The sequence below is a fragment of the Actinomyces sp. 565 genome, assembly GCF_010365615.1.
Lineage (GTDB): Bacteria > Actinomycetota > Actinomycetes > Actinomycetales > Actinomycetaceae > Actinomyces.
The window spans coordinates 1-24007 of record NZ_PIZD01000003.1; the positions used below are offsets into that span (position 1 = coordinate 1).

20 protein-coding genes and 1 CRISPR repeat array are annotated in these 24007 nt (G+C 68.5%); of the genes, 11 read left to right on the forward strand and 9 right to left on the reverse strand.

What is annotated here, in order from left to right; all coding sequences use genetic code 11:
- Positions 1-467: direct repeats of the CRISPR family, unit length 36 nt; unit sequence GCCTCAATGGAGCCCGGCCATGAAGGCCGGGAAGAC.
- 167 nt (positions 468-634) lie between these two features.
- Genes cas2 through cas7u form a run of 6 tightly spaced genes read right to left on the reverse strand, consistent with a single transcriptional unit; the run spans position 635 to position 9142 of the window.
- Complete coding sequence (gene cas2, locus GZ997_RS00500) at positions 635-925, reverse strand: CRISPR-associated endonuclease Cas2 (protein ID WP_092532301.1); 291 nt, start codon at positions 923-925, stop codon at positions 635-637.
- Positions 922-2607, reverse strand: coding sequence for a CRISPR-associated endonuclease Cas1 (gene cas1, locus GZ997_RS00505; RefSeq protein ID WP_203233842.1), 1686 nt, complete (start codon positions 2605-2607; stop codon positions 922-924). Before cas1 ends, cas2 begins: the two co-directional genes overlap by 4 nt.
- Positions 2604-3581, reverse strand: a complete 978-nt coding sequence (locus tag GZ997_RS00510; protein WP_162678436.1) for a hypothetical protein — start codon at positions 3579-3581, stop codon at positions 2604-2606. The genes cas1 and GZ997_RS00510 overlap by 4 nt, the downstream gene beginning before the upstream one ends.
- Positions 3578-6580, reverse strand: a complete 3003-nt coding sequence (gene cas3u / locus GZ997_RS00515) for a type I-U CRISPR-associated helicase/endonuclease Cas3 (RefSeq protein WP_162678437.1) — start codon at positions 6578-6580, stop codon at positions 3578-3580. The genes GZ997_RS00510 and cas3u overlap by 4 nt, the downstream gene beginning before the upstream one ends.
- Positions 6577-8001: a type I-U CRISPR-associated protein Csb2 gene (csb2, locus tag GZ997_RS00520; protein ID WP_162678438.1), complete on the reverse strand. Its 1425-nt coding sequence runs from the start codon at positions 7999-8001 to the stop codon at positions 6577-6579. Before csb2 ends, cas3u begins: the two co-directional genes overlap by 4 nt.
- A gap of 1 nt (position 8002) precedes the next feature.
- Complete coding sequence (cas7u, locus tag GZ997_RS00525; protein WP_162678439.1) at positions 8003-9142, reverse strand: type I-U CRISPR-associated RAMP protein Csb1/Cas7u; 1140 nt, start codon at positions 9140-9142, stop codon at positions 8003-8005.
- A gap of 464 nt (positions 9143-9606) precedes the next feature.
- On the opposite strand from cas7u, the gene GZ997_RS00530 reads away from it, so the two are divergent.
- The 5 genes from GZ997_RS00530 to GZ997_RS00550 all read left to right on the forward strand — a co-directional run bounded on the left by GZ997_RS00530 (position 9607) and on the right by GZ997_RS00550 (position 13976).
- On the forward strand, positions 9607-11277 hold the full coding sequence (locus tag GZ997_RS00530; protein ID WP_162678483.1) for an FAD-dependent oxidoreductase: 1671 nt from the start codon (positions 9607-9609) through the stop codon (positions 11275-11277).
- Positions 11278-11282: 5 nt separating this feature from the next.
- The gene (locus GZ997_RS00535) at positions 11283-11666 is read left to right on the forward strand and encodes a metal-sensitive transcriptional regulator (RefSeq protein ID WP_162678440.1); all 384 of its coding nucleotides are present in this window, start codon (positions 11283-11285) and stop codon (positions 11664-11666) included.
- A gap of 73 nt (positions 11667-11739) precedes the next feature.
- Positions 11740-11919, forward strand: coding sequence for a hypothetical protein (locus GZ997_RS00540; RefSeq protein ID WP_161924547.1), 180 nt, complete (start codon positions 11740-11742; stop codon positions 11917-11919).
- Positions 11920-12171: 252 nt separating this feature from the next.
- A complete protein-coding gene (locus tag GZ997_RS00545; RefSeq protein ID WP_162678441.1) occupies positions 12172-13314 on the forward strand; it encodes an AAA family ATPase in 1143 nt (380 codons plus the stop codon).
- Positions 13311-13976, forward strand: coding sequence for a DUF4276 family protein (locus tag GZ997_RS00550; protein WP_162678442.1), 666 nt, complete (start codon positions 13311-13313; stop codon positions 13974-13976). The genes GZ997_RS00545 and GZ997_RS00550 overlap by 4 nt, the downstream gene beginning before the upstream one ends.
- Positions 13977-14091: 115 nt before the next feature.
- Here the strand turns inward: GZ997_RS00550 and GZ997_RS00555 are convergent, their stop codons facing one another.
- Positions 14092-14682, reverse strand: coding sequence for a flavin reductase family protein (locus GZ997_RS00555; protein ID WP_162678443.1), 591 nt, complete (start codon positions 14680-14682; stop codon positions 14092-14094).
- A 35-nt stretch (positions 14683-14717) separates the two neighbouring features.
- On the opposite strand from GZ997_RS00555, the gene GZ997_RS00560 reads away from it, so the two are divergent.
- From GZ997_RS00560 to GZ997_RS00570, 3 genes are all read left to right on the forward strand, one after another.
- Positions 14718-14936, forward strand: coding sequence for a hypothetical protein (locus GZ997_RS00560; RefSeq protein WP_162678444.1), 219 nt, complete (start codon positions 14718-14720; stop codon positions 14934-14936).
- Between the two features lie 101 nt (positions 14937-15037).
- A complete protein-coding gene (locus tag GZ997_RS00565; RefSeq protein WP_162678445.1) occupies positions 15038-16453 on the forward strand; it encodes an exonuclease SbcCD subunit D in 1416 nt (471 codons plus the stop codon).
- On the forward strand, positions 16453-19767 hold the full coding sequence (locus tag GZ997_RS00570) for an SMC family ATPase (RefSeq protein WP_162678446.1): 3315 nt from the start codon (positions 16453-16455) through the stop codon (positions 19765-19767). The genes GZ997_RS00565 and GZ997_RS00570 overlap by 1 nt, the downstream gene beginning before the upstream one ends.
- 129 nt (positions 19768-19896) lie before the next feature.
- Here the strand turns inward: GZ997_RS00570 and GZ997_RS00575 are convergent, their stop codons facing one another.
- The gene (locus GZ997_RS00575; RefSeq protein WP_162678447.1) at positions 19897-20385 is read right to left on the reverse strand and encodes a hypothetical protein; all 489 of its coding nucleotides are present in this window, start codon (positions 20383-20385) and stop codon (positions 19897-19899) included.
- Positions 20386-20541: 156 nt separating this feature from the next.
- Here GZ997_RS00575 and GZ997_RS00580 point away from each other — a divergent pair, with 156 nt between their 5' ends.
- Entirely contained in the window at positions 20542-21066 is a 525-nt protein-coding gene (locus GZ997_RS00580; protein ID WP_162678448.1) for a Fis family transcriptional regulator, read from the forward strand.
- Positions 21067-21107: 41 nt separating this feature from the next.
- On the opposite strand, the gene GZ997_RS00585 is transcribed toward GZ997_RS00580, so the two are convergent.
- Positions 21108-21341: a helix-turn-helix domain-containing protein gene (locus GZ997_RS00585; RefSeq protein ID WP_161924556.1), complete on the reverse strand. Its 234-nt coding sequence runs from the start codon at positions 21339-21341 to the stop codon at positions 21108-21110.
- A gap of 112 nt (positions 21342-21453) precedes the next feature.
- On the opposite strand from GZ997_RS00585, the gene GZ997_RS00590 reads away from it, so the two are divergent.
- Entirely contained in the window at positions 21454-22125 is a 672-nt protein-coding gene (locus GZ997_RS00590; protein WP_308807166.1) for a hypothetical protein, read from the forward strand.
- Positions 22125-23846: a hypothetical protein gene (locus GZ997_RS00595; RefSeq protein ID WP_162678449.1), complete on the forward strand. Its 1722-nt coding sequence runs from the start codon at positions 22125-22127 to the stop codon at positions 23844-23846. Before GZ997_RS00590 ends, GZ997_RS00595 begins: the two co-directional genes overlap by 1 nt.
- The last annotated feature ends 161 nt before the right edge of the window (positions 23847-24007 follow it).

The window sequence follows — 24007 nt, forward strand, 5'->3', positions numbered from 1 at the left end:
GCCTCAATGGAGCCCGGCCATGAAGGCCGGGAAGACGAACCCAAGACCGAAACCCCAGAGATCAGCTGGATGGCCTCAATGGAGCCCGGCCATGAAGGCCGGGAAGACAATGGCGGCTTCTGATGATCGTCAGGCGGTTTTGCGGCCTCAATGGAGCCCGGCCATGAAGGCCGGGAAGACTCGCGACAATCTCCCAGCGGCGGCCGGTCACGTCCGTGCCTCAATGGAGCCCGGCCATGAAGGCCGGGAAGACCAATCAAGGCAGCCGACGAATGGGTAGACAACGCATGCCTCAATGGAGCCCGGCCATGAAGGCCGGGAAGACGACGAGCCCCTATACACGCCCGCCCGCATCGATGAGCCTCAATGGAGCCCGGCCATGAAGGCCGGGAAGACCTGGCGCGCTGCTCATCCCACACCGCTGTGTAGGTGCCTCAATGGAGCCCGGCCATGAAGGCCGGGAAGACAGCTCGCGGATTTTGCCGCGGCTGGTCAAGGATTCACGCGGTCTCGCGAGCGCTGCCGCAGAAACGGGCAAGTGAATCGTGTCCGCTGGTCCGCCGACAACCAGAAAACCCTGTCATACCGCCCTTTCGAGCACTCCCCGGGGATCGGGGCAGCACCGGAGCGCTCGCTAAACAATCTGGGCCCCCTGAGTGGGCAGACCCGCGCGCCTACCGACGAACGTGAAGCGGTCCTCCCCCAGTTCGCCGAGGTCGACGATCACCACCGAGTCCTCGTCTAGGTTCATGATCTCCTCACTGTCAGCCCTTAAGTGGACCAGCTCGGTCCGGTTCAGGTCGCAGATGAACACAGAGTACTGGAGCCGTTCGCCGTTGGCCTCCATAAGCTTGCAGATCCGGCGCAGCCGCCCGGGCTTGCGGATGTCGTACGCGATGAGATATCGGCGTCGGTTCGTCCTCATCTAGTCACCATCGCCGTGTAGTCATCCAGCTCCCCCAACATGACCGCACCGAGCACCCGTGCCTGGATGTCCATGACGCGACGATAGCTGGCCTTGTAGCCGAACTGCGGGTGCGTAATCTCCTGCTCCAGCCTCCGCTCATAGGCCCTGAGCACGGCCTTGCGGCCACTCGCCTCCAGCATGCATCCACCGGCCCGACTCTGAAAGTCATGCGGACCGACTTCACCGTTGTTTAGCACCTGCAGCACCACGCTCTCTGCTACCAGGGACCGAAACTCCTCCGCCAGGTCCAACGCGAGCGCAGGACGCCCGAACCGGGGCTTATGGAACATCCCGTAGTAGGGGTCGAAGCCGATCCCCATGAGCGTGACAGTCAGGTCCTTAACCAACAGCGTGTAGCAGAAGGACAGCAGTGCGTTGAGCGGATCCTTCGGCGGCCGCCGCGTGCGCCCGTTCTCCTGGAAGTCCGAGACGTCCACACGTGAGTTCTTCCCGACCATGGTCGGGAAGCTCCCGAAGTACAGGCGTGCAGCCGTCCCCTCGATCCCGAGCAGTTGCTGCGAAGACTCGGCCTGCATCGCCTGGATGGCTAGCTGCTTGAGCTGCTCGCCAACTCGGGGCATCTCGCCACGCACGTTTCGGCGCAGCATCGTGCGGCTGTTGCGGATCTTTCCGGAGATCATCCGGCGCGCGATCTCAAGCTGTTGCTGCTCGGGCGCTCGGAACTGCGCGATCCGCAGGTCCACGTTCTTACCCGGCAGTCCTTCGGCAATGCCGGAGAACCAGCCCCCGTAGCTGAACCACAGCACCGGGATGTCTCGCGAAAGCAGGGTCCTGGCAGCCTGGGCGGACACCGTCACGTTCCCAAAGACGCACACCTGGCTTACGTCTATCAGGCGATAGCTGGACTTCAACTCGCCCGACAAGCGCACCTCCAGCCGGTCGCTTCGCACGCCGACCACCGCACCTTGCAGCGTCACGTAGACCGGGCGTCCCTCCAGAATCGGCGCCATCAACCGCTTCAGCGGTCTGCGCTGCTTCGGAGGCGTCTGCAGTGCGTCCAGCTCATCGGGCAGACAGATGCCCACCAGCGAGCAGCGGGCACACTTCGGGCTGTCACGCAACGGCGGGGGCGCCGACGGCTCGGACGCCACCCGCCACGCACGTGTCACGGTGTCGGTGATCTCCTGCAGCGCCGCATCGTCCACGGTGATGTGGACGCGCTGCCGGGTCTCGGCGTACCAGATCTCGGCCCGCTCGACGGCGCAACCCTCCTCGCGCAGCAGCAGCGCCTGCACCAGGGACTGCACGCGATCACTGGGCCAAGCACCACCATCCTTGTTGGGGTGTCCCTTCTTGTAGTCGACCGGGACGACGGTCCCGTCCCCGCCGTCCTCCACGAGATCCAGCCTGGTAGCCAGCCCGAGCCTCGGTGAGGACAGCGACACGGATCTGGCGACCCGCCCGTTCCACGCCTCGGACTTGTCCGGCAGGTCCCCCGCCTCCCGGTCAACAACCCGGTGCAGGTACAGACCCTCCTCGACGTCGTCGCTGGTGGCGAATTGCTGCTGCACCCACTCCAGGTGGAACAGCCGTGGGCAGTACACGAACTCATTCAGCATGCGTGCGGGCACCGTCTCCGGCAGTCCCGGGAGATCCGGCCTAATGATGTCGACGCTCATGACACAGGCACCAATACGCCCGCTGATTTGCCGCCGTCTGCCTGGCGGCGGTGCGCGCAACAGACATGGAAGATCCCGAGCAGGCGGAGAGCAGCGGCCTCCGGTGTCTTCGTCTCCCCTTTGCCTTCGAGAACCGGATGCTCAACAAGCGCCTTTATAGCCGCCGGACCAAGCGGTTCCTGCCAGAGCGGAAGCCTCAGCTCCGCCACAGAGCCGCGCCTTGCCTTCTCCTGATGCCAACCGCTGGTGCGGACCTGCTTTCCGGCCGCCGTGGTGGTCCACAGCGGGTAGGACATGAGCGCAAGCCACGTCGCACCTGGAACACCGCGCATTTTCCCGTTCTGACCTCGAGGATCATCCGTTGCACTCCAGATCGCACGATGATCCAGGTACTCGCCGGTCACACCCTCGCCCCTGCGCCAGCCAGCAAGGGCTTGATACAGATACTCCGGGTGGGAACACACACTTTCATGCGACTTTTCAAGCATCGTTGCTATGGTTTGCTGTCCAGCGCCCGCAATGAACTGGCTTACCATGCCGACCGGCTGCTCACCTTTCTTTGCTGGCTTCCTAAACACGAGATCAGTTACGAGACTCCCCATCCAAATCGCAACCGTGTCAACCTCTGATTCGCATAATCCTGCGGTTAGAGTCGCAAATAAATCCGCCATACCTCCGGGCAACGGCCGCATTGGATCTGACCCTTTTGTGCCTATCCTTTCCAGCGGAAACCCCGCTGGCCCTCCGGGCACAACCACATCCTCGGGCATCTCGGTGACGATCTCCGCCAGTTCCTCGGCGACGGCGTCGACCGATGACAGCTTCGAATGCAGTACCGGTTCCCGATCCGCAGGATCCCAGGAAAGCCGAGCGCCTTCATCGACGAAGTCATGGATCAACCGGAGCGTACCGATGGCGGCAAGAATGGCCAGCGGTGATTCGCCTACCAGTGCAGGAAACTTGACTTGGCTCATGATCCCTCCGATGAAATGGTCATGTCGGCGCTGCGCACCACTGTCTCAAGCAGCGCCAGGCCCCACCGGCCGTAACGGTGATTGAGCCTGGCGAATCGATCCGCGTCTGCCAGATGCAACTCGACCGGCAGCGGAACCTCGACGGCGACCTCACCAATCGCCGCCCGAAGCGCACCGTCTCCCCGGTCGTCAACGGGTGGCAGGAAGGGACGGGCATGGCCGTGGTGGCTGGCCACTAGGTGCCGGAGCAGCTCGACGTCACCCGGGTAGGGCTCGACGAGCCCCTCCAGGTGGGCGGTGACGATCGCCTCCGACCACGCCTCATGCCTGGCGCCGCTGGGCAGGCCGCTGAGCCGTTGTGCACGCCGACGTCGGGCGCGTTCCCCGGGCGGCATGCCTGACTTCGCCAGCGGCTCCCTGGCGAGTTCGGCGGCGATCCGGCTGCCGTCGAACAGCATGGCTTGGAAACGCATGTCCACTTTGCCCAGGTCGTGCCAGCGGGCAGCGTCGACGACGACGCGCCGCAGCTCCTCCGGCAGCCCCAGGTTAGTTGCGATCTGCTGGGCGCGCTCGCCCACCGCCGCCAGGTGCTCCGCCAGGGTCACGCGCCTGTTGAGGGTGGAAGTGCCCGCCTGGTCCTCCTCGCTGACGGCGCGCCACGGCACTGATGACGCGGCATTGCCGCCCGCGTGCTCTCCGCTCGTACCGACGGTCCGCCAGTCGTCTGCGGGAGCAGCGCCCCGCAGTACCGGAATCAGTTCCCTCGAACCAGCGGCGGAAAGCCCACGTCTCCTGTTCCGACGGCGCCGCTCCACACCGGTTGAGATGAGGGCACCGCTGTGCTCAAATGCGTTCCGCAAGCACTCGATATCCTCCGGCGTCCAGGGATACTCGGGGGCGCCGGACGAGCCCAGCCACTGGCGTGCCGCCTCCACGAGGGCGCCCTGACATGCGTCACGGTCCTCCGGCTCCTCCGCATTCCGCCAGTCGGCCACCAGCTCCCGCAGCCCCTCAAGAGGCGGCAGGCCCAGTCGGTTCCCCGGGTCGGAGTCCAGGCGCAGAATGGGCTGCCCGCGTCGCAGAGAGGCCAGCTCGGAGATGTCCTTAACGGGCTCTTTGCTGGAGGGGTTCCAACCGAAGCGGTCCAGGCCGCCGTACTCGCACGGAACGACGATCGTGTCTCCCGGCCGCAATTCACGAGCGGTGATCCACCGCCACTGATCGTCAGAGCCGCGGCGCAACGCCTGCAGATTGGCATTACCGTCATCGGCCTTGAAGGGGATGTCATCGAAGGCGTCGTAGTCGTCGACGTCGGCCATGGTCTCCGACTGGCCCTGTTGCAGCCAGGCACGTGCCGCCATGAGCGAGACCTCTATACATTCCTCGCTGCGCACCGGCACCGACTCCACCACGGCTCCCGCATGATCTGGGGGCAGCAACTCAGGGTCGCCCTCGGCATTCTCACCGCCACTCCTGATCTCCAGGCCGTCGCGCCAGGCGATGGTGATCCGGGCGGCGGCCTTGTTGATGCCGTGCAGGTACGGGTCCAACGGCGGATCGTTCACCGGAGCGGGATTTGTCCTCGCCCAGGCGTCCAGATGAGCGGGCAGTAACAACGGCAGCAGGGGCCGCGGCGAGATCAGGTCTCTCGACACGTCCTCCTGCAGATGGCGCAGCGCCAGCGGAGAAACGTCAAGCCCGTTCTGCGCGATCTTTCGCAGAAACTCGGCCGTAGCCACCTTCGCCGGCCCATATACGGGGGGCTTCTTGGCGCGGTCCTCCACCACTGTGATGGAGGCCGAGTCGTGGTCTCCTCGCCGGTTGACCCGGCCGAAGCGCTGCACCAGGGCGTCCCAGGACGCGGTCTCGGTGACCATATCCGTGGCGTCGAGGTCGATGCCGACCTCAATGGTCTGGGTGGCCACTAGCACCGCCTTGTGGTCGCCTGGTTCCCGGCCGGCGCCGAACAGCTCAGTGACCCGCTCGGCGATCCCCTCACGGTCCAGTGGGCGCGAGCGCCCCATGAGCAGCAGCACCTCGACTTCGCCGAGCTTGGTCCTCCCGGTGGTGAGCGCCTCATACACTTCCCGGGCGCGGGCGACCGTATTGCACACCGCCAACACCCGGGAACCGGGCTCGCCGACCAGCTCACCGACACGGGCAGCCATGTCCTTGACGATCTTCTTCTCGGCGGACTTGATGAACGTCAGGCGCTTATGCGCGGTCAGCCTCTGCGCGGCAGTCCTATTCCGTAGATGCGCGTCCTCATCGAATGACGCCTCCCAGGCACCAGGGTCCTTCCCGGGCCTCTCCGCACTCGTAGCACTCAGGTGAATTACCGAGCCCTCCGGCAGCCCCAGCTGGCAGGTCCGATCGGCCTGACGGGCGGACGCCAGCGAGGTGGTGAAGGCCTGTGCCAGGTGGGCCTCGTCGATCATGACGACCGAGTCGGTGCCCACGAGCGCGGCGTCGATGGGCCGTCGTCCTTTGCTGACCCCGTATCCGCGGAAGAACAGGCGGCTGCCCACCTGGTCCACGGTGCCGGTGATTATGGCGGGCAGGTCGGGACGCGGCAGCCAGGCGGCATCCCAGGTCGCTCCGCCGCGCATCTTCACCACCCGCAGTGCGTGGTCCTCGTCTCCCGCCAAGCCACGTAGTCTCTGAGCCACCTCGAAGCGGACCTCGCCCTCAACGGCCTCCTCCAGAGCGTCAGCGATGTGTCGCCCGTGCGCCTCGGCCTGGTCAACCACGATCCGGCGGTCCACCACCAGGAAGATGCGACGCCGCCCCAGGCCTGCGGGCGCCTCGCCTCCGGCGCTTAGTGCCAGGAGGAATACGGCCACGTCCAGCATGGAGGTCTTGCCCATGCCGGTCGGCACGTCGACAAGCGCCGGCCAAGTGCCCCGTTCCACCGTCTGCTCGACCACCGCCGACTGCCAGGGGAAGGGGTCATGTCCATGCACCTCCCGCATGAACTTCTCGAAATCGGTGACATTCATTGCTGCTCCTCCTCATATTCGGGAGCGAACAGCCCGACACCGAAGTAGCGTCCCGCACCGGCCAGAATCGGCCCCCTGACGGGGCGATCGAAGGTGACACGCGCATGCGTGTACAGGCGTCCCTGACACCGCTTGGGCAACTCCTGCGGTCTCAGCCGCACCGCCCCGTACACCATGGGCTCCTTGCTCACTTCGACCTCACGCGGCTCCGGCAGGCCGGCGTTGACGAAGGACTCGGCCACCGCCGCGGCGAGGTCGCGGTCCTTCGGGTAGCGGTCCAGCACCAGGGGCGTGGCCGTGGCCCACGTCCGCGCGGGGAGCGTCCAGCGCTCGACGGTGGAAGTGAAGGGCCGTGTCTCGTCAGGCGCATACCGGAGCCGAAAACTCTGTCTGAATCCGTTGACACGCAGCACGACATCCCGTTCCGGATCCTCCCCGAGGATGCCGCGCAGAATGCGCAGGCGTTCGTCATGCTCCAACCCCGGAATGCTGACGGCCAGAGCCATCAGCTGTCCGTCTGCGTGCTCGTTGCCCACGAAGGGCAGCCCCAGGTAGGCCACATGCGGCAGTCCGGGGGTACCGTGGCCGTGCAGTGCGGGAGGCAGCGGGTTCTCCGTCTGCCCCATGACCTTGCGGCGCAGGGCCTCGGTGAAAATGGAAACCAGATGGCCGGAGGGACGCAGCTCCTCGAATCTGAGAATGACCAGGTCCGGGTACGGGGAATCGAAGTCGTCCACCGCAGAGATCTCCTCGCTGCTCTCGTCACTGGTCTCCGCCGCCCCGACTTCACGGTAGAAACGGCGCGCACGCGGGCCGGCGGCCTGCCATGCGGGCTGGTCATCCCGGTAAAGCGCATTGAGTTCGTCGAGGTAGCCGGGGTAGGGCACGCGGATACTCAGGGAACTGCGCCCCACCGTCGGTTCGTAGGTGGTCAGGCCTGGAAGCGGCGTCGGCTCCCCCACCCGGCTGAAGGCGAGCGTTGCCGACGACGTCGAGCGGCCGAGGTACGGCACGCGCCGGGCGAGGCGGTCGAGGTCGGCCACCGTGCCATCGGAAAGTGCGTCCCCATCCGGCCAGTCGAATTGGACGCGGGCGTCCTCAGGCAGGGTGCTGATGCGCTGCCGGAAGCCGCTGGTGCGTGCGGGGTGGGTCTGATGTCCGCCCTTGCTGGCGCGTACGTTTGTTACGACGTACCCCCGAGAATGCCGCGCACCCACCGCGGCGGTGGGGGACGCATGTATCAGCGGCGGCGCCAGGCGCTCCAACTTGTCCAGCGGTCCTAGTTCATCCTCACCGGCGACGGCGCGCAGGGCGGCGAAGACCCGGGCCGGGTGGGGAGGCCACTCCACGGCAAGCGGGTCCTCCCCTCCCCCGGCGTCGTAGCGCTCGCTCAGGAGCGTGATGTCCAAGCGGAGGGTCATGTCACTCCCCCGTGGACTCGGCCTTGGTCAGGCTGAAGTCGATTGCCTTGCGCAGGGCTTCGTTGGGTTCCAGATCCACAGTCTCCAGGTGCAGCGGCACCCCGGCGTCCAGGGCCGCCTGCAGGGCGTCCTCGTACAACTGGGCTGCCGCGCTCGGGGACAGCGTGAAGGACTCCGCCACGCCGCCACGACCGATCCACTCCAGCTGCTCGGTCTGCATGACCAGGTCGCAGCCGCTGCGCAGCCACAGGCCGGCGTCGCCAAAGGCGAGCCGGTCACCTAGGAGGCCAAATGCGACGAGCAGGGCTCGGGCGGCCTCGACGGCCGCGGGATCCATGGAGCCGAAGCCCAGTCGCCGGGTGGCGGTGAGGCTGAGGACGGCGGTGCGAGTCGCCTCACTAATGGTGACGCCGCCGTGGGCGTCACCCGGGGCGATATTGCCGTGCCCGATCTCGCTGAGCTTCGTCCCCTTCTTCCCTTCCGAGGACGAGTACGTCCACCCATCGCCTTCGCCCTTGCGCGATCCGGTCAGGTTCGCCGGGTCCATGCGCCCGGCCTTGCGCTCACCCTCAACCGGGTCCCAACCGATCATCTCGCTGGCGTACAGGCGCGGGAACTTCGCCTGCCGCCCCTTGCGGTGGGAGTTCCAGCCTCCGTAGACGAGGGTGGCGGGGTCGTAGGTCAGCAGCGCCGTCGCATCCTCCAAAGACGCTGCCAGAATCGCCTTGCCGATCTCGGTCCGGTCGAACTTGACGCCGCCAAGCTCGCAGTCACGCCAGTAGGCATCGAAGGCGCGGTGCGGCGCCTCGAGGCCAATGAGTTCGAAGCTCGCCGCGTTTTCATGCGTCATCCGCAACATGGGCATGCGCACCATGCCCTGACGCCAGGCCCTCGCCTCAGCTTCCTCGCAGCGGTTGTTCTGGGCCGGCACCTGGTCGAGCACCGTTGCCTTACGAACCTCACCATCGCAGCGCCGATCCTCCAGCAGATAGGGAGACTTCTCCCCATTGGTGGGGAAGGTCGGCGGATACACACGCGCGCCCGGACCGCCGCTGGGCTGGTAGGTGGCCTCTACACGGACCGCCGCCCACTCCGGGTCCGCGAGCTTGTCCCGCAGGGCGTCCAATGTGAGTTCAGTCATGATTTTTGCTCCTTCGATGGATGAGTGGTGCGCATGAGCGAGATATCCGCCACAACCCGTGCGCTCAACCATATGCGATCCATAAGACTCGAACGATCGCCAGGTCGAGCCGCGAGTGAGCGCACCCCTGACACCGATGCCGACACCGACGCCGTTCCGAAGGAATCGGGACTGGCAGCGGCCGATCGGCCGAGAGTCTGCTCAGGCTTCTTCTTGCTCACGTCACCCATGCTGTCAGGCACCACCGACACGAATTCGACCCCGTTAGCAGGGCGCGGGCCGGACTGGCCGCTTTAATACTCCCTGGGGTATTGTCCGGCGTGCGCCCCGATGGCGCCGGGAGAATGACGGCGCCGCAGAGGCACCACCACGCGAAAGGTATGACGATGAGCCCACGGGATTCCGTCTCTGCGCCTGAGGACGGCGGCACCCCCTGCCCCACCCCCGCCGGCTCCGAGCGTCCCCTGCGGCTGGTCGTCGTCGGCGGCGTCGCCGGCGGGATGAGCTGCGCCGCCCGCGCGCGCCGCCTGAGCGATGACGCCGAGATCATCGTCCTGGACCGCGGGCAGCACGTGTCCTTCGCCAACTGCGGCCTGCCCTACTACGTGGGCGGGGAGATCGAGGACCAGGATGACCTGCTGGTGCAGACCCCCGAACGCCTGCGCGCCTGGCTCAACCTGGATGTGCGCACAGGCCACGACGTTACCGGCGTCGACCCCGCCGCCCGGGAGGTGATCGTGAGCACCGCCGACGGCGTCCAGCGCCTCGGCTACGACGCCCTGGTGCTGGCCCCCGGCGCTAAGGCCGCGCGCCCGCCCATCGACGGCCTGGACTCTCCGCGCGTTTCCACCCTGCGCACCGTCGAGGACGCCGTCCGCCTGCGCGAGTGGGCGGACGCGGAAGCCGGCTCCGCCGTCGTTCTGGGAGCGGGATTCATCGGCATTGAGGCCGCCGAGGTCCTGGCCAAGCGTGGCATCGCCACCACCGTCGTCGAGTTCGCCGAGCATGTGCTGCCGCCGCTGGAACGGGAGCACACCTACCCGATCACCCAGGAGCTGCGCCGGCTGGGCATTGACGTTCGCACTGGAACGGCCGCGCAGTCCATCATCCACGGCGCCGACGCCGACGAGGTCCTTCTCACTGACGGCACGCGAGTGCAGGCCGACCTGGTCGTCCTGGCCACGGGGGTGCGCCCGGACACCGCCGCCTTCGCCGCCTCCGGCCTGGAGCTGGAGCGCGGGGCGATCGTCGTCGACGAGCACGGCCGCACGAATCTGCCGCACGTGTACGCCGTCGGCGACGCCACCGTGTCCACCGATCCGGTGACCGGCGCCCGCCGCCCCGTCCCCCTGGCGGGCCCGGCGAACCGCGCGGGGCGGCTGGTGGCCGACTTCATCATGGATCCTGCGCACGCCCGGCCGATTCCCGCGCCGCTGGGCACCGCCATTGTGCGCGTCGGGAAGATGACGGCGGCGATGACCGGCGCCAACCGCGCCGCGCTGGATGCGGCGGGCATCGAGTACACGACCATTCACCTGCACCCCAACCAGCACGCCGGCTATTTCCCGGGGGCCACCCAGCTGCACCTTTCGGTCAACTTCACCCCAGACGGGCGCATCCTGGGCGCCCAGTGCGTGGGGCGCGACGGCGTCGACAAGCGCATCGACGTGCTGGCCACGGCCATCCGCGCCGGCCTGGGCGTCGCCGACCTGATCGACCTGGATCTGGCCTACGCCCCGCCCTTCGGTCAGGCGAAGGACCCGGTGAACCTGGCGGGAATGCTGGGCTCGAACGTGCTGGATGGAAGCGTGGAGGTATGGGACGTGCGCGACCTGGAGCAGGTCCGGCGCACCCACCTGCTGCTGGACGTGCGCACGGGGGCCGAGGTCGCCCGGGGCATGGTGCCGGGGGCGCTCAATATCCCGCACACCGAGCTGCGCGGCCGCATCGACGAGGTGCGGCAGGCGGCGGCCGACCGTCCCATCGGCGTGATCTGCCAGGTGGGGGTGCGGGCGAACATCGCCCACCGGATCCTGGTGGGCAATGGGCTGAAGTCCTCGGTTCTCACCGGCGGCATGATCACCCTGCGCGCCTGGCTGGGTGACGACGCCGACTCCTTCCTGGTGGGAGCGTGATCGCCGTGGCCAAGACTCAAGATGCTGCAACTCGAGGTGCCGCCGCGACGACGGCGCCGGCCGCCCCGGGCCTCGAGTGCGATCCGGAGACGAAGCGGCGGATCGTCAACCGGCTCAAGCGGGCGCGCGGCCAGCTGGACGCCGTCATCGACGCCGCCGAGCGCGGGGCCTCCTGCAAGGAGACGATCACGCAGCTGTCAGCGGTCACGCATGCGCTGAACCGGGCCGGGTTCGTCATTGTCGCCAGCGCGATGCGCAACTGCGTCGACGCCGAGCAGGCGGCATCCGCCGGCGACGACGGCGGGGCCGGAGCCGCGGCGGACGAGGTGGTCGCGCCGGAGACGCTGACCGTGGACGAGCTGGAGAAGATCTTCCTGTCCCTGGTCTAGGCGCCCAGGGCACGCCGGGCACCGCCACTTTTCTTTCAACCCGATCAACCGAAACCAAAACAAGGAGAGCATCATGTGTCGCAAGGTGACGTGCAAGAAGTGCGGCAAGCCCACCTGGGCGGGCTGCGGGCAGCACATCGAACAGGCGCTGGCGGGCGTGCCCAAGTCGCAGCGCTGCCAGGGCCACGACGACGAGCCCGCCTCGTCCGCCGCGCCATCGGGCTTCCTGCGGGGGCTATTCGGGCGGAAGTAGCGCGCCAAACTGTCCGAGTTCGGCATAAACGCGTTCACCGCGTCGAACCGCGACTTCGCGATCGTTGGAATGACGCGGCTCTCCGAGAGCCCCTCCGGCCGACCGGGGACGTTTATGCCGATCTCAGACATTCTTCCCCGCCCCCGCCCGCAGTTCGGCGGCAACACCGGGCCCCGGAAGATCTCAGGACTCAAAGGCGATCACCTGACTTGGGCACACCGCCGGAGGGCAGTGACACGGTAGCCTGGTGCCATGGCCGCCCAGGAGTCGCTCGGAAGAATCGTCATCCAGGGGTACCGCTCGATTTGTGACCTCGACCTGGAGTTGACGAGTGATGTCACCGTCCTTATCGGCGCCAACGGGTCTGGTAAGTCCAACCTGGTCAGCGCCCTTGAGCTTGTCTCGCGCGTCTGGGACGACACATTCCAGAACTACCTCACGGATCGGGGCGGGATCGCGCCGTCCCTTCGAGATGAGGACGGTACCGCACGCATCTCGATCTTCGGCGCAGCCGCCCCGGGGCGTCCCGTCAACGGCTACCGCGTAGCCCTCGCGCTTGACGACGACGACGCTCCCCGCGTCACAGAGGATCTCCTGTTCCAACAGCCATGGCACGAGCGTCCCTTCGAGGAGAGGATATCCCGAAGCGACCTGCACGGAAAGGGCAAGACCGTTCCTCACGAGGGGCAGGGCAAACGTACTATTGCCTATTACGTCGCGCCGATCGTCTCCGGATGTCGCGTATTCCATTTCGACGACGTCTCCCCCAACGCCCCTGTGCGGCAGTACAGCAACACCGCAGATGATCTTGCGCTTCACTCCGATGCCTCAAACATAGGCCCGTTCCTGCTCAAGACCCGACAAGAGCACCCTCGCCGCTATGAGCAGATCGTGTCCACCGTACGCTCCGCGGCGCCATTCTTCGAGGATTTCGTGCTGGAGCCGAACCAGAACGAGCGACTCCGACTACGCTGGCGACAGCGCGGACTCGACCGCGTCTTCTCCTCCCGCGAGATGAGCGACGGCACCCTGCGTTTCGTGTGCCTGGCAACTCTGCTTCTGGGTCCGGACCTTCCCTCGACTGTAGTTCTGGACGAGCCCGAGCTCGGCCTGCACCCAGCGGCGATTACGCTGCTCGCGGAGATGATCCACGCAGCAGGCAGGACCGGGCATCGCGTCCTGGTCGCCACCCAGTCCGTGCCCTTGCTGTCGCACTTCGAGATCGGCGAAGTTCTGGTACTGAACCGAGTCGACGGCGCCACGGTCGCCACACGCCCCAACCCCGAGATCCTAGCGGGTTTCCTCGAGGAGTACTCGGTAGGAGCCCTGTGGGAGATGAACCTGCTCACGGGCCATCCGTCCTTCCACGAGCAGACGATCGAGGTTGTCCAATGACAGCTCTCAGACATGTCATGGTGCTCGTTGAAGGACAAACCGAGCAAGGCGTCTTGGAGAGCGTCTTCGCACCCGTGGCACTGACTCACTCGATCTATATACAACCTATTACGGTAATCACCTCCGACACGTCACATGGTGCAAATCGAGGCGGCGGCAACTGGCGAAAATATGATGACCACCTGCGCAGGTTACTTAAGAACACTCATCTGAGCAGAGTCGGCCTGCTGATAGACTTCTACGGCTACCCACGCAACGCGCCCGGCTATATTGCCAACGGCAAAGGGGAGTCGTACCGGCAGTCCTTGGAGCAGGCCCTCCGAGACCATTTCGAGGACCCCAGGTTCCGCCCACTCGTCGTTAAGCATGAGATCGAGGCTCTGGCGCTCGCCTCCATCTCCGCAGGTCATTCAACAGGGGCCTTCTCAACAAAGGCACTGAAACAGCTCGTCAAAGCCGTCGAGGCGAGTGGCGGCCCGGAGGAGGTCAACAACGGGCCGGATACGAGTCCGTCCAAGCGCATCCACCGAGTCTGTCGCAAATACCGCAAAGTGCAAGATGGCCGGGAGCTCGCCGAGCGGGCGGGCGCGGAAGAGCTTCTGCGGCGGTGCCCCACGTTCGCGGCTTGGTGGAAGAGCCTTCTCGAAGACGCGCCTTCCTGAGCCGCCGCCGGCGGTGCGCACCGCGCACTCGCGAACCACATCCATACGCCCGCTGCACGCCGCCCGTTAAGCACCTCGAATTCGTCTCGGAGGTCTGTGAGAGGCTGCGGGCACGTTAATACCAAGCTCGGACATTCTTCCTTACCCCCACCCGCAGCTCTCCGACAACGCCGGGTTCACAGAAGAAGGCCGGAGCGAGTCGTGCGTAGGCATCCTTTGTGGGGAGCCGTAAAAGCTCCTCGTGCATCGCAAGCAGGTCGATCCTTCCGAATAGGAAGACTTCTCCACCATCAAACCGCACTGTTCGAGTCAGGCTGCAGTCCGCGTACGCCGGGCACTCCAGCAGATGCGGCACCCCGCCCACGCGTGACTCTTCCAGCGTCAGGCCCGCCACGGCCAGCCTGCTTTCCCTGGGTGCATCCGCGACCTCTGGGGCCCGCTCGGCCTGCCGGGCGGTAGGGAAGTTCAGAGTGAAGCGTTCGGTAGCGGTCGCATTGGCGCAGGTCTGATGCTGCTCGGAACATCCGAACCCGATGATCGGCCCGCGGAAGGCGGCCATTGACACCCAGCTCTTCGGCGCCAGGTTCACCTCGCCGTCGGCATCGCGAGTCGTCACATACACGATCTGTCCGGGCACCGGGGACGGACGCCACTGCCACTTGTCCGCGGGCAGTGGATGAAAAGGCGAAGCCGCGATCTGATCCATGCCTTGCCCCACAGCCGCCAGTATAAGGTCGAGGCATGAACCGAAGTGTTACGGTCACTGCGACCCGCTGGTCGGGTGGCTGGGAGCTTGAGCTCGACGACGACCACCACACCCAGGTAGCCCACCTCGACCGGGCACGCCAGCAGGTCGTCGATTACCTCGATACCGTTGACGCGGCCACCGACCACTCCAGCTGGGAGATCGACATCGTCCCCCAAGTCGACTCCCTAGTCCAGGTTCGTGCCGTCGATTGACCGCTACGCATCCAGCACGCTGGCCGCTGGGCAGCATCCCCCTGGACGCCACCCGCTAAGACCCTGGAATTCGTGTCGGAGGCTTGTGAGAGGCTGCGGGCATGCGGATCCTCCATACTTCCGACTGGCACCTCGGGCGCACCTTCCACGGCCGGGTGCTCGATGACGCCCAGGCTGTCTTCGCCGAGCACCTGATCGAGGTGGTCAAGGCCGAGGGTGTCGACGCCGTCGTCATCTCCGGGGACGTCTACGACCGCGCCATCCCGCCCACCGCCGCCGTACGCCTGCTCGACGACACCCTGTGCCGCCTGGCCGAATGCACCCGCGTCGTGCTCACCCCCGGCAACCACGACTCCGCCCAGCGGCTCGGCTTCGCCGCAACCCTGCTGCGCGAGGGTCTGGACCTGCGCGTGCGCGTGGCCGACGTCGACAGCCCCGTCATCATCCCCGACGCCGCCGGCCATCCCGGCCTGTACATCTACGCCCTGCCCTACCTGGATCCCGACGCCGCCCGCGAGTCCCTGCCACCCCTGCTGGCCGCACGCCTCGGGGAGGGGATCGTCGAACCGGAGGCGCAGGCCGACGCCGCCTCCCCCGCCGACCCGGCGGCCTTCCCCGGTCCCCCCGATGCAGCCGCGCCCGTACCCGCCGGCGGTCCCGCCCTGCTGCCGCGCAGCCACGAGGCGGTTGTCTCCGCAGCACTGCGGCTGGTTTCCCGGGACCTCGCCTCCCGACGCGCCGCAGACACCGTCAGGGTGCCCGCGCTGGCCATGGCGCACGCCTTCGTCGTCGGCGGGCAGGCGAGCCCCGACTCCGAGCGGGACATCCGCGTCGGCGGGGTGGACTCCGTGCCGGCGGGCGTGTTCACCACACTCGGCGGCTCGCCCCTGGCCGACGCCTCCGGCGGGCTCGACTACGTGGCCCTCGGACACCTGCACCGCCCCCAAGAGCTGCACTCCCCCGCCGCCGGGGGCGACACCGCCACGGCCAGCGCACCTGCCGCCGATGCGCACCCATTCGCCGCTCACGCCCCCGCACGCCCGCGCCTGGTCTACTCCGGCAGCCCACTGCCCTTCTCCTTCCCCGAGGCCGACGTCACCAAGTCCTCCGTGCTGCTGGAACTGGGCCCCACCGGCGTGACCCGCATGGAACGGATCCCCACCCCCACCCCCTACCGGGCCACCACGCTGCGCGGCACACTCGATCAGCTCCTCGCCCCCGCGAACGCGATCTACACCCGCGACTGGGTGCGCGTGGAACTCACCGGCCCCATGCCCCCGGGCACCATGGCCCAGCTCAAGGAACGGTTCCCCAACCTGCTGGCCTTCTCCCAAACCCGCCCCGAGCAGCCCGACCGCGAAACCATCACCGTCACCCGCGCCTCGGACCCGGTGGACGTGGCCGACCGCTTCCTGACCGAGATGCTCGGTCACCGCCCCACACCGGCCCAGCACGCCATCATGGCCGCGGCCTACGACGCCGCCCGCGCCGAAACCCAGCTCAAGGAGGACCGCTGATGCGCCTACACCGCCTGACCATCACGGGGGTGGGCCCCTTCTCCGGCACCGAGACCATCGACTTCGACCGCTTCGCCGACTCCGGCCGCTTCCTGCTGACCGGCCCCACCGGATCGGGCAAGACCACCATCATCGACGCCATCGTCTTCGCCCTCTACGGGGAGGTCGCAGACTCAGACGGGTCCTCCAAGCAGCGCATCCGCTCCACCCTGGTGGCCCCCACCGCCCCCAGCGAGGTCGAGCTCGTCTTCTCCACCTCCGCCGGCGTCTACCGGGTTGTGCGCACACCCGAGTACATGCGCCCCAAACGGCGAGGCAGCGGCACCACCAAGCAGAACGCCTCCGTGAAGCTGTGGCGGCTGTCCGCCCCGGACGGGAAAGCCCTAAGCGAGCCGATCACGCGCATCGATGAGGCAGGCCAGGAGATCCTCCGGATCGTGGGCCTGGACCGTGGCCAGTTCACCCAGACCGTCATCCTGCCGCAGGGGAAGTTCGCCCAGTTCCTGCGCGCCGAATCCAAGCAGCGCCGCCAGCTGCTGCGCGACGTATTCGGCACGGGCGTCTTCGATCACATGCAGGAGGCGCTGCGTATCCGCGGCCGTGCCCTGGAGCAGCAGGCGGAGTCTGCCCGCCAGGTACTGCGCGCCCGCGCCGAGATCCTGGCACCCCTGCTTTCCGAATCCGACCCCCCGGCGACTACCGACGCAGGCGACGCCGCCACCGACTCCCCCGCCGGCGGCCCCTTAGGCACCGCCGCCGACATGCAGTCCCCTGCAGCAAGCGCCGACTCCCCCGGGGAAGACGGCGGCGAACCAGTCTCCCCGCCGCCCTCTCCCGCCGCACAGCTGGAGGCCCTCGTGTCCGCCCGCGTGCCAGATGCCGGGGCCATCACATCCATAGCTCACGCCGCCGTCCAAGCCGCGCAGGCACCGACCGAACCGGCGCAGCATGCCCTGGATGCGGCCGGCGCCGCGCGCCAGGAAGCGGTCGACGCCGTCAACGCCGCCATCGCACTGCAGGACCGCCTGGACCGGCGCGCACGCCTGGTGGCCGAGCAGCAGCAGCTCGACGCCAGCGCCGCCCAGGACGCCGCCGACGCCGCCCGTGCGAAAGCGGCCCGGCAGGCCGCCTCCGTCATCCCCGTGCTGGCCCGCGCCCAGGACTCCGCCGACGCCGCCCGCACCGCACACACGCAAGCCATCACGGCCTTGGAGGAGAACCGCCCGTCCACCACCGGCTCCGACCCCGGGAACAACACCACAACCCCACTCACCATCGCCGAATACGAACCCGCCCGCGCATCGCTGGAGGCGCTCACCGCCCTGATCCCAGCCACCGACACACCCGCACCGGCCGACGCGGATTACGCGGAGGCGCTCCCCGCCCTGGACGCCCTCACACAGGCCGCCCGCACCATCACCACCCGCAGCCACGCCCTGCGCACCCGAGCGGGAACACTCAGCGCCGTCGTCGAGCTGGAAGACGGACTGGCCGCCCGCGCCCAGGAGGCGGAGACCGCCCAGCAGCGCCTCACCGCCAACCAGGCAGACACCGAAGACGCCGCCGCCCAACTGGCACAGCGGCCCGAGTTGCAGACCGAGTTGGAAGAGGCGCTGGCCGCAGCGCGCGCCGCCCAGGCAAGAGTGCCCGAGCTGCGCCTGCAGCGGGCCGCCTGCGCCGAGCGCCTCGAGGCATCCCAACGCGCCGACGCACTGGACGGCCAGATCGCCGCCACGCATGACGCCGTCGAGGCCGCCACCGCCGCGGCGCGCGACGCCAACGCGCTCGTCTCCCAGCAGCGCGAGGCCTGGATCAGCGCCACCGCCGGCTCGATCGTCACCGAACTCGTTGACGGGCAGCCCTGCCCGGTGTGCGGCTCAACCGAGCACCCCGCCCCCGCCGTCCCCGACCAGGGGACCGTCTCCCGCGCGGACGTCGAGGCCGCCGAGGCGGCGCAACGCCAGGCCGACGCCAAGCTGGCGGCACAGGTCAAGACCCACGAGGCACTGGTCGCCGAGCAGGCCACGGCCCGCACCGCCGCCGGGCAGTCCCCCACGGCACAGCTCGCCCAGGCGCTGGAGGCCGCGCAGCGTGAACTCGACTCCGCACAGCAAGCCGCCGCACCAGCGCCAGAACTGGAGTCCCAGCTCGCCGACTTCACCAGCACAACCGAGCAGCTGCGCGAACAACTCGCGCAGCGCCGGGCCGAGCTAGCGCAGGAAGGCGCCCGGCTGGACTCCCAGTTTGAGGCTCTCGCCCGGGACCGGGAGCACTGCCGCACCGCGCAGGGCGCCTACAACTCCGTCGCCGACCACATGCGCGCCCTGAGCGATGCCGCCGAGGCCACCGGCCAGCTCGCAGCCCTACTCGCTCAGGCCGCCGAGGCCACCCGGACGGCCACGCAAGCCCGTACCGAACTGGCAGATGCCGTCACCCAGGCCGGCTTCGTCTCCGCCACGGACGCGAACGCCGCCTACCTGCCCGGCCAGAAGCTGACGGAACTGGAGCAGAAGGTCGCCGAGGCGGCCGCACGGCGCGAACGCGTCCGGCACGGCCTGACCCAGGATGAGGCGATCGCCTCCCTCACCGGAGAGGAGGAAGCCGACGTCGTCGGCGCGCGCCAACGGCTGGATGCCGCCGAATCCGCCTACCAGGCGGCGGTGGAGAAGCGGGAGCAGGCCCGCTCCCACCTGGCCCGCGTGCAGGAGGCCGCCGACGCCGTCAGCGACGCCGCCACCGCCCTAACCGCCGTGGTCAAGGACTCCGCCGCCCTGTGGGAGGTCGTCGCCGTGGCTTCCGGCTACAACGACTCCGCCACCCCCCTGGCCACCTGGGTGCTGCTAGAGCGGTTCAAGGAAGTTCTCGTCTTCGCCAACCAGCGCCTGTCCCAGATGTCTGCGGGGCGCTATGAACTCGTCCACGTAGACGACGAGGTCGGCTCCAGGAGCCGCACCGACCGCGGACTGGGGCTCGGCATCATCGACCGCTTCTCCGACTCCGGTGTGCGCGGCCCCAAGACGCTGTCCGGTGGGGAGACCTTCTACGTATCCCTGTCCCTCGCCCTCGCCCTGGCCGACGTAGTCACCGCCGAATCCGGCGGAGTGACCATGGAAACACTGTTCATCGACGAGGGCTTCGGCTCCCTGGACCCCGAAACCCTCCAAAACGTACTTGCCGAGCTGGGCCGCCTACAGGCCGGCGGACGCACCGTCGGCATCGTCTCCCACGTGGAGGAGCTGCGCCGGCAGGTAGCAGACCGCATCGAGGTCACCCGCTCGCCCGCGGGCTCCAGGCTGCGCGTCATCGCCTCCTGACTGAGCCGCCGCCGGCAGCTCACCCCTCCCTGTGTGATCAGTGTCGGTCTCGGCGTGTCACTTGTGCCGGTCTCGGCACGTCACTTGTGCCGGTCTCGGCACGTCACTTGTGCCGGTCTCGGCGTGTGATTAGTGCCGGTTTCGCGGGGTGGCGGCCAGCTCCTGCGCAAGCGCGGCACGCTCGGAGACGTCATACCACAGCAGGTCCGCATCTGCGGCACGCTCAAAGGCAGCCTCATCCCCGGTGCGCGCGGCGCGCACATCGGCCTCCGCCTCCGCCTCGTCCACCAGCAGCGCAGCCACCTGGTCCCACTCCACCGGCGCGGTCACCTCAACCGTGCCCGGAAGCACGTCGCCCACCACCGGCACCTCCCGCACCTGCGCATCCTCAACATCCGCGGCGATCACTACGCGTCGATCCGCCTCCGCCTCCGCGCCAGGCGCGGCCAGCAGCAGCACCGAGGAGTCCGCGGCGCACAGGCTCGCGGAGACCTCCAGCCCCTCCTGATCCTCCTCGGGAAACGCGTCGGCCAGCGCGGGCGTGACCGCATGGGCTATACGGGGGCTGATCCGGACGGCGGACAGGTCGGAGGCAGTGGCAGGAAGGTAAGCACGCATGGGCCAAGTGTGCCCGATTCCAGCCGGTGCGCGGCACGACCCGGACGGCAGGGCAACACTGAAATCCGGGGCGCCGCGCCCAGCAAGCGCAGCGGGCCCCCACCCCAACGCCTCCACCCGCTTGGCGTGGCACCACAGGTGTGGTGAGCTGCGGTCATGAACTGGGACAGCCTCCTGGCCGATCTGGAAAGCCGCTTTGACGCAGAGCGCCGCGCCGACCTCGCCGCCGAGGCCGCAGAGCTCGCCGAGGCGGAAGTAGCCAGCCTGCGCCTGGCCGACCGGCTACACGGCGCCGTCGGCCGCACCGTGCACCTGCGCACCCGCGGCGGAACGTCCGTGGACGGCGTCGTCAGCCGCGCCGAGGAAGCCTTCGTACTGCTCACCGAGAGCGAGGGTATGCAGTCACTTGTGCCGTTGCACGCAATCGCCCTGGCCACACCCCTGCCGGGCCCAGCACCCGCGCCGGCCGGACGCCGCCCCACCATCCAGGCGGTACTGCGGCGGCTCGCGCGCGCCGGCGCACGCGTGCGCGTGGTATTCGCTGCAGGCGAGTTCACCGGACGGCTCGCCCGCGTGGGGGCCGACTACATCGACGTCATCCACGACGGCGCCGCCCCGGGGCGCGCTCCCGGCGCGGTCACCATCGCCCTGCCGATGATCGAGGTGATACGCAGCCGCTGAACGCATCAGCGGCGCCGCGCACGCCCAGTCCGGGACCCGGGCTAGGCGTCCGCGCCCCTGGTCGCCCGCAGCGATCCGGCCGCCACCATCGCGCGAGTCGCCGCGAGCTGGCGCTCCACGTACTCATCAAAGGCGCTCTCCGGCACGCGCCACAAGTGGCGGGCCCCCACTTGAATCGCCGGGAGCTCACCCGACTGGATCAAGGCCCGCACCCCCTGGGCAGACAGCTGCAGGTGCTCGGCTACTTCAGCGATGGTCAGAAAACTCTCCGGCATGGCACTATGCTCTCACCATCTTGCCGTATACGCCATAGCTGAACATACTTGTGGATAATCAATTACACTCCCAAGGTGTTCAACGGCAGCACACATGATCAAGGAGGGCCCAGTGAGTTCCGCGCGACGAAGCGCACCCAGCCCGGCTGGGGCCGCACGCCCAACCCCACGCAGGCGCCCGCGCCGCCCCACCTGGCGTGATCCGCGCCTGGCCGGCGGACTGGTGCTGATCGGAACCGCGGTGGCCCTGGGCGCCTGGGCCGTCAACGCCGCGGCAGACACCGAGCAGATCTACATCCTCTCCCGCGACGTCGCCCCCGGCACCGACCTGACCGCGGACGGCGTGCTGACCCTGGTTGACTCCCACCCCGGCACCACCGTGTACGTGGCGGCGGGAGAGCTGCCCGAGGACGCCGTCGCAACCCGTTCCCTCCAGGCCGGCGAGCTGCTGCCATCCGGGGCGATCGGCCAGGCGGCGGATGTCGACCTGCGGTCAGTTGTGCTCAATCTCGCCTCGGGACTGCCCGCGGGTACGGCCGCGGGAGACATCGTGGACCTGTGGGCCCTGCCCGCCGCCCAGGTCACGGCGCAGGAGCCCGGCCAGGCCGAGGTTGTTGCACGCGGGCTGCTGATCGCCTCGATAGGCGAGGCGGGCCCCAGCCTCATCGGCGGCTCCAGCCTGCAGGTGGAGGTGCTCGTGCCTGAGCAGGCAGTCGCCGACGTGCTCAGCGCCGTCGGCGCGGCCGGCCCGCTCGTGCTGGTGCCCACCGGACAGGGACAGTGATGACCGAGCCGCAAGCAGCCCCATCCAGTCCGCACGGGGTCCTACTCGCGCTTTCCGGTGACGACTCCAACATCCTGCGCGCCCTCGACGCACCCGGTTCGGGGCTGAAAGTGGTGCGCCGGTGCGCCGACACGCCGGAACTACTCAGCGCCGCCATGGCCGGCCTGGCCACACTCGTCGTCACCGACACCGCCTTCGACGACCTCGACCGCACGGTGCTTGACCGCCTGCGCCGCGCCGGCGCGTTCGGACTCCTGCTCGCGCCCGATGCCGAGCGCGAGCGGTGGGCGGGAGCAGGCTGGCCCGTGGAATCTGCCGAAACGGCCGCGGCCGGCATCTGCGCCCGCTTGCAGAGCATCGCGCGCGGCCTCGAGGACCCGCCCCAGCCGCCATTTCCTCCGGCAGCACCGCGCGCATCCGCACCGAGCCCGCCGACGGCCGAGCGGGACCTGTGGGACGAGTTCGACGCCGCGACCCCCACGGCACCACTCGCCCCCACGCCAGATCTGGCTCCGAGGCCAGTGCGCGCGCACGCGAATGAGGCGGACAAACCTCGAGGACGGCTGGTAGCCGTGTGGGGCCCGCAGGGCGCCCCCGGACGCTCCACGATTGCCGCCGCACTGGCCGCCGGACTCAGCGCTGGCACGATTTTGGTGGATGCAGATACTCAGGCCCCCTGCCTCACGCAGTTACTGGGCCTACCCGAGGACTCCTCCGCCCTGGCTACCGCTGCACGGCTCGCCTCCCGCGGCCGCCTGGACCCCGAGGCGCTGGGCCGCATCCTCATACCGGTGAGCGAGGACCGGCGCCTACTGTCCGGTCTGGGCCGAGCGGGCCGATGGCGCGAGCTACCGGCGGCAGCCATGCCGGAGGTGTGGGAACAGTGCCGGCGCGCGGCCGCCTGGACCGTCGTGGACGTGTCCGGGGGCCAGGTCGACGACGCCGTCGACGACTTCACCCTGGAGCCCGGTCCCGGCGCCGTAACCGCTCACCTGCTGCGCAACGCCGATGTGGTGGTGATCGTCGGCGCCGGCGATCCGATCGGCATACGGCGGCTCTTGCAGCTCATCGACGATCTGGATGGGGGCACCCGGCCGACCGGGCGCATTGAGGTGGTTGTCAATCGGGTGCGGGCCTCCGCCGCCGGCCCTTCACCACAGCAGGCCGTCAGGGAGGCACTTGCACGCTTCGGCGGCATAGAAGAAGTCACGCTACTGCCCGACGACGCGGCTACCGCAGACCGCTGCCTGCTGGAGGGGCGCAGCGTGCTTGAGGCCGCGCCGGGATCTCCCCTGGGCCGGGCACTGGCGGAGCTGGTGGACCAGATCGACCCGCGCTCGGGGGCCAGGCGCAGCGCGGGACGAGCAGCCCGCGGGGCCCGGCTCCGCCGCCTGACAGCGCGAAGGGCGCCCCGACGCTCCAGGACAGCCGGCGCCAGCCCCAGCCGCACCTCGCCCAACCACAGTGCGCCCGGTGGCGGTCGGCCGGAAGATGCAGCTAGCGCCGTCGTCAACCGCGGCGCCCCTGTAGCCCAGACGCCCGGCCCGCTCGTCGGAGCCAGCACCCCTGCGCCCCCACCGCCACCGGCGGAGACCGGCCCGGACGTGCCGCAGGCGCCGCCTACCGCCGCTACCAGAGCAGACTCCACCGGCCTCCTCGCCCCGCCGCCCGGCCCGGCCGACTCCCGGGCACGCAACCAGGGCGGACGGCACCGCGCCTGAGCGCCGCACACTCACTGAAACCCTCACCGCCAACCCGCAGGCGCCGGTACGAAACCCGGCGACTGCGGGTTGAGTACATCCAACCGGCACTCAGGCACACCCAGCCTCATTCAACACACACTTGACACATCTCAATCGCTCTACAATGATCTAACATCATC

Coding starts and splice junctions, on each gene's coding strand:
- csb2 (WP_162678438.1), bottom strand. CDS start 8,001: ATGACCCTCCGCTTGGACATCACGCTCCTGAGCGAGCGCTACGACGCC.
- GZ997_RS00565 (WP_162678445.1), top strand. CDS start 15,038: ATGCGGATCCTCCATACTTCCGACTGGCACCTCGGGCGCACCTTCCAC.
- GZ997_RS00570 (WP_162678446.1), top strand. CDS start 16,453: ATGCGCCTACACCGCCTGACCATCACGGGGGTGGGCCCCTTCTCCGGC.
- cas2 (WP_092532301.1), bottom strand. CDS start 925: ATGAGGACGAACCGACGCCGATATCTCATCGCGTACGACATCCGCAAG.
- GZ997_RS00545 (WP_162678441.1), top strand. CDS start 12,172: ATGGCCGCCCAGGAGTCGCTCGGAAGAATCGTCATCCAGGGGTACCGC.
- GZ997_RS00575 (WP_162678447.1), bottom strand. CDS start 20,385: ATGCGTGCTTACCTTCCTGCCACTGCCTCCGACCTGTCCGCCGTCCGG.
- GZ997_RS00550 (WP_162678442.1), top strand. CDS start 13,311: ATGACAGCTCTCAGACATGTCATGGTGCTCGTTGAAGGACAAACCGAG.
- GZ997_RS00510 (WP_162678436.1), bottom strand. CDS start 3,581: ATGAGCCAAGTCAAGTTTCCTGCACTGGTAGGCGAATCACCGCTGGCC.
- GZ997_RS00595 (WP_162678449.1), top strand. CDS start 22,125: ATGACCGAGCCGCAAGCAGCCCCATCCAGTCCGCACGGGGTCCTACTC.
- GZ997_RS00580 (WP_162678448.1), top strand. CDS start 20,542: ATGAACTGGGACAGCCTCCTGGCCGATCTGGAAAGCCGCTTTGACGCA.
- GZ997_RS00560 (WP_162678444.1), top strand. CDS start 14,718: ATGAACCGAAGTGTTACGGTCACTGCGACCCGCTGGTCGGGTGGCTGG.
- cas1 (WP_203233842.1), bottom strand. CDS start 2,607: ATGAGCGTCGACATCATTAGGCCGGATCTCCCGGGACTGCCGGAGACG.
- GZ997_RS00585 (WP_161924556.1), bottom strand. CDS start 21,341: ATGCCGGAGAGTTTTCTGACCATCGCTGAAGTAGCCGAGCACCTGCAG.
- GZ997_RS00540 (WP_161924547.1), top strand. CDS start 11,740: ATGTGTCGCAAGGTGACGTGCAAGAAGTGCGGCAAGCCCACCTGGGCG.
- cas3u (WP_162678437.1), bottom strand. CDS start 6,580: ATGAATGTCACCGATTTCGAGAAGTTCATGCGGGAGGTGCATGGACAT.
- cas7u (WP_162678439.1), bottom strand. CDS start 9,142: ATGACTGAACTCACATTGGACGCCCTGCGGGACAAGCTCGCGGACCCG.
- GZ997_RS00555 (WP_162678443.1), bottom strand. CDS start 14,682: ATGGATCAGATCGCGGCTTCGCCTTTTCATCCACTGCCCGCGGACAAG.